Annotated in this window: 2 protein-coding genes; one reads left to right on the forward strand and one right to left on the reverse strand. The window is 62.4% G+C overall.

Features of this window, described 5'->3' with window-relative positions; genetic code table 11:
- Nucleotide 1: 1 nt before the first annotated feature.
- Nucleotides 2–3,010, reverse strand: coding sequence for a LuxR C-terminal-related transcriptional regulator (locus tag ACE3UY_RS09870; RefSeq protein WP_374687369.1), 3,009 nt, complete (start codon nucleotides 3,008–3,010; stop codon nucleotides 2–4).
- Nucleotides 3,011–3,386: 376 nt separating this feature from the next.
- On the opposite strand from ACE3UY_RS09870, the gene ACE3UY_RS09875 reads away from it, so the two are divergent.
- The coding region (locus tag ACE3UY_RS09875) for an ABC transporter substrate-binding protein (protein WP_374687370.1) at nucleotides 3,387–4,681 on the forward strand (1,295 nt) is incomplete at its 3' end.

The following is a 4,681-nucleotide window of genomic DNA, read 5'->3' on the forward strand; positions in this document are numbered from 1 at the left end:
CTCAAATCAACTTGAGCGCCTGCGCCTCCGCGACGGCCTGTACGCGGCTCTTGACGCCCAGCTTGTCGTAGATGTTGGCCAGATGCGTCTTCACCGTGCCGGGCGAGACGCACAGCTTGCCGGCGATCTCGCTGTTGGACAACCCTTCGCATAGCAATTTGAGCACCGTCTGTTCCCGCGCGGTGATGGACGCGGCCGTCGCCAGGGAGTCGAGACTCTCTTCCTCCAGCGAGCAGGGGGCATCGTTCTGGCGTCCCAGCCAGTTCAGAATCTCGCCGATGAACCGATCAGACTCGGCGCTGAGATTCCCGGTGTGGCGTATGAGGGCCAGCAGTGGGGTGAGCGGGCAGCCGTGATCGAGAAACGGCCGGATGAACCCCTCCGGCGCGGCCAGTTGCACCGCCTCGACCAACACCCGCCGCGCCTGATTCATTTTGTGTCGCGCAAACAGCGCGTGCGCCAGCATCACGCGGGCGTCCAGGCTCGATTCATTGGGAAAGCCGGCCGGATACTGCGCCACAAAGTGGGTTAGGAGCGCCTCGGCGGCGTCTGGCCGTTGCCGCACCAACGCGATCTCCGCCCGCATCAGTTCCGAGAGCGGGTGTGACTCCTCGGTTTCCGCCTCCTTCAGCAGTTGTCGCGCGGCCAGCCAATTGCCCTGCCGGGCACAGAAGCGGGCTTCGTAGGCCGCCAAATCCCGATCGCGCCACGCGCCGGAAGGGCGCAGCGCTTGCAGTGTGCGGGCCGCCTGGATGGTGGCCTGCGCCTCGTCGTGTTTCCCTTCCGCCGACTGTAACCGGGCGCGGATGATGGCGATGGTCAACGGCATGTTGGAACTGGTGGGATTGGGATCGACGGCCAGCGCGCGATCGAGAAACTGGTAGGCATAGGCCAGTTCGTTTCGCGCGAGGCACACTTGGGCCAGCAGGGACAGGGCGATGCTGGCCGGCTCGGGCAATTGCCCGCGCTGCGTCAGCGCCTGCTGCAACACCTGATAGGCGATCTTCTCGCTCTGGCGCAGTTGGCCGCGCACCAGGGCGCGGTTCGACAGATCCGTGCCGGCGAAAATCGTCGCGAACAGGTTGCCTTCGGCCCGCGCCCGGTCATAGATTTCACGGACGCGCGCCCCAACCTCCTCCGTCTTCGGCTGGTAGAACGTCTCCGTGATCAATAAGGCGTCCAGCAATTGCCAGCGCGGATCCGGTATCTTGCCGGCCGACAGTTGCGAGACGGCCGTCCCCTTCACCAGGCGCTGCCTGATCAGGCGCACTTCGTCGAGCACGTCCTGTTCGTCTTGGGACATCTCGGCCGGCGATTTGGCGGCGAGGTTACCCTCGATGCGCTGCAAGAAGCGCGTCACCTCGTCTCTCGATAGGGCGAGATTAGCGAGTCGCAAGTAGACGAACAGCAGGGTCTTGTGCCGTTGCACCACCGTTTCCGGCAATCGCTGCACCCAACGCAGCAGGCGCGAATCCTCGCCGGACATAGCCAGTTCGCGCAGCCCGACATCCTCGATCACCTCGGCCGCCGCTTCCCAATCTTCGATGAACAACAGATGGTGCACGGCGTCGGCCGACATGTTCTGGGCCACGTACCAGGCCGCCGCCCGCCGGTGCAGGTCTGGGATTTGATCGGGAAGTTGCCGCTGCAACTGGCTACGGAGCATTTCCGCAAACAGGTCGTGGTAACGATACCATGCCTGATCCTCGGCGCGGATGATGAACAGATTCTCCTGCCACAGACGGGTCAGCATCTCGGCTCCGCCTGTCTGGCCCGTCACGGCGTCGCACAGACCGCCGGTCAGTTGTTTCAGGATGGCGGTCTTGAGCAGGAAGGTCTGCAGGGCCTTGGAGCGCTGGCGCAGGGCCGTCTCCATGAAGTATTCCCGCAGGAAGATGTGCGCGCCGCCGAACGTGTCGATCACGTGCCGCCGGTCTTGTTGTTTGTTCAACGCCAGTACGGCCAGCTTCAGGCCCACGACCCAGCCGCCGGTGCGTTTCACCAGCGCTTCCATGTCCCCGTAGGCCAGCGGCTCGCCGGAGATGTGCTTCTGCAGGAAGGCGATGCCTTCGGGCAGGGTGAAGCGCAAATCCTCTAACTCCAGCTCCGTCACCAGCCCCATGGCGCGCAAGCGCCCCAGAGCCAGCGGCGGCCGCGTTCGTCCGGCGATGACCAGCTGCAAGCTGGGCGGTAGATGTTCCAGCCAGAGCTGCACGGACGTATGAACGTCGGACTGCCTGACGTGGTGAAAGTCGTCCAGAACCAGGCCAATGCGAAAGGAGTCATTTGCTACGGACGCCAGTTCGTCGGTCAGCCGGCTCACGATCTCGGCCGGCGTTATGGAGGAAGACCGCTGTAGAAAGGGCATCAACTTCTGGCCCAGACCGGGGCGCGCCGTTTGCAGCGCCATGATGACGGTAGACCAGAACCGTAGCAGGTGATCATCGTCGGTGTCCAGCGCTGCCCAGGCGACCAGCATATCCTCGCACTCTTGTTGCCAGGCGGTAAGCATAGTGCTCTTGCCAAAGCCGCCGGGCGCGGAAATGAACGTCACCGGCGTATTGATTTGGCTCGTCAGGCGGGGGCGCGTCACCAGGGTGGGGGGGAGCGTGGGTGGTTTGAACTTGGCCTGCGTGGAGAAGGCCGTGTGGGATAGCCAGGTCTCGCCGATGGGGCTGCCTGGCGCGTCCGCAGTCAGGGAGAGTTGGGCGAAGACCGTTTTGCCGGCCAGCGTGGCGGCGACCTCTTCCAGCCGGTCGAGGGTCAGGTCGGCCGGTTTGCCCAAATACGCTTTGTGCAGGATGCCATCGCGCCGGCGGTAAGCGTACCAGTAATCGCAGCCGTTGCGGCTCTCGCGGCGCGCCGAGAAACGCCCGGCGGCCCCCTGGAACTGAAATTGGGTCTGACCGGCCAGCCACACATCCCAGTCAGCGGAGCCGTGACGGATGGAGAGGGAGTCGGCTGTCTTTTCGCTTAACCGCAGAACGCCATCTTTCAGGACTGACTTCATGGCTCTTCCCGTTTAACGACAACCTATGTCGATAACCGAAGCTAAAAATGCGGCCCGTGAGCGGACGATACGATCTAGCATGGAAGTTACCCAATGATAAATCATTTTTACGAAGTTGGGTAACTTCTGTGCGGATTCTATACGTCCTCGTTGTGAAATCTCTCTCAAGAATCACCCCATTGTTTCGTTGAAATCATCCGAAAACAATATATACAAACCCCGCTTTTTCGGTAATTCTAATGCTTAGGTGAAAAAGACTGTCTGGTTCTCAGACAATCTACATGTCATCAGGTCCTTGCGGCTGCCAAATCCGGAAGGGTGCTTCCAGTGTGGGAAGCCGCGACAATCGATCCCTTGTGAGGAGAGGTTAACGATCATGCAAAAGAAGAGTCTGTTTCCCATTATCCTCGGCTTGCTGCTTATTCTCGGCCTTGCGCTGGCGGCGTGCAGCCCGGCGACGCCGACCGAAGTAGAAAGCCCCACGGAAGCCGCGCCGGTCGAAGAAGAAGCCGCGCCGGCCGAGGAGCCTGCTGCCCAGGAAGAGGCCGCGCCGGTTGAGGAAGCCGCGCCGACCGAAGAGCCTGCGCCAGCTGAGGAAGCTGCGCCAACCGAAGAGGCTGCGCCAGCCGAAGAAGCGGGTGATCCCAACGCCCTGCCCCGCAACGAAACCCTGTACTCCAATGGCCAGCAGTGGGGTGCGGTTGTCGGTTGGAACCCCTATTCCAACAGCAACAACAACGCCATGGCTATTGCCCAGCAGGACAACGCGCGCGTCATCATGTTCGAGACGCCGTATCTGTACAACATGCTTGACGGTCAGGTGTACCCGTTGCTGGCCGACGGCCCGTTCGAGTGGAACGAAGAGCGCACCGAGATCACCTTCAAGATCAAGCCCGCCGCCCACTGGAGCGATGGCACGCCGGTAACGGCCGAAGACGTCGCCTTCACCTGGGCCACGCATGTTGAGTACAACACCCCCACCGGCGCGGCCAACATTGACTACATCGAGAATATCGAGGCCGTGGACGAGCAGACCGTCGTCGTGAAGGCCAAGCTGAACGAAGAGGGCCAGGCCGTCAACCCGCTGCTCGTCGCCGCCTACCTGAGCAGCAACTATGTCATCCAGAAGGCGTGGACTGAGACCCTGCTCGAGCGCGTCGGCGGCGATCCCGTCGCCCTGCTGGCCGACCCCGCCGAAGATGTCGTCTACAGCGGCCCTTACGGCAAGTACTTCGCCGATGACAGCAAGGTCATCTACGTGCGCGACGACAATTACTGGGGCCAGGACGCCTCCATGTGGGGCAAGCTGCCGGCTCCCAAGTATCTGGCGCACACGATCTTCAAGGACAACGCCGCCGGCACGACCGCGCTGCAGGCCGGTGAGGTAGACGTTAGCCAGCAGTTCAACTCCAACGTCCAGGCTTTCTGGCTGGAAGACAACCTGCCCATCTCCACCTATCTGCCCGAAGCCCCTTACGGCATCGGCGCCAGCCTTCCGACGGCCTTCTTCAACCTGGAGTCCCCGGGTCTGGATCAGGTCGCCGTCCGCAAGGCCATCGCCATGGCCGTTGACTATCCGACCATCATCGCCAACGCGATGACCAACCAGTCGGCCACGTTCGATCAGGTTCCGCGCTCGCTGATGAACCCGACCGAGGCCGAGCAGGCCAC

This window comes from Promineifilum sp. (SeqCode), assembly GCF_041918635.1.
Taxonomy (GTDB): domain Bacteria; phylum Chloroflexota; class Anaerolineae; order Promineifilales; family Promineifilaceae; genus Promineifilum.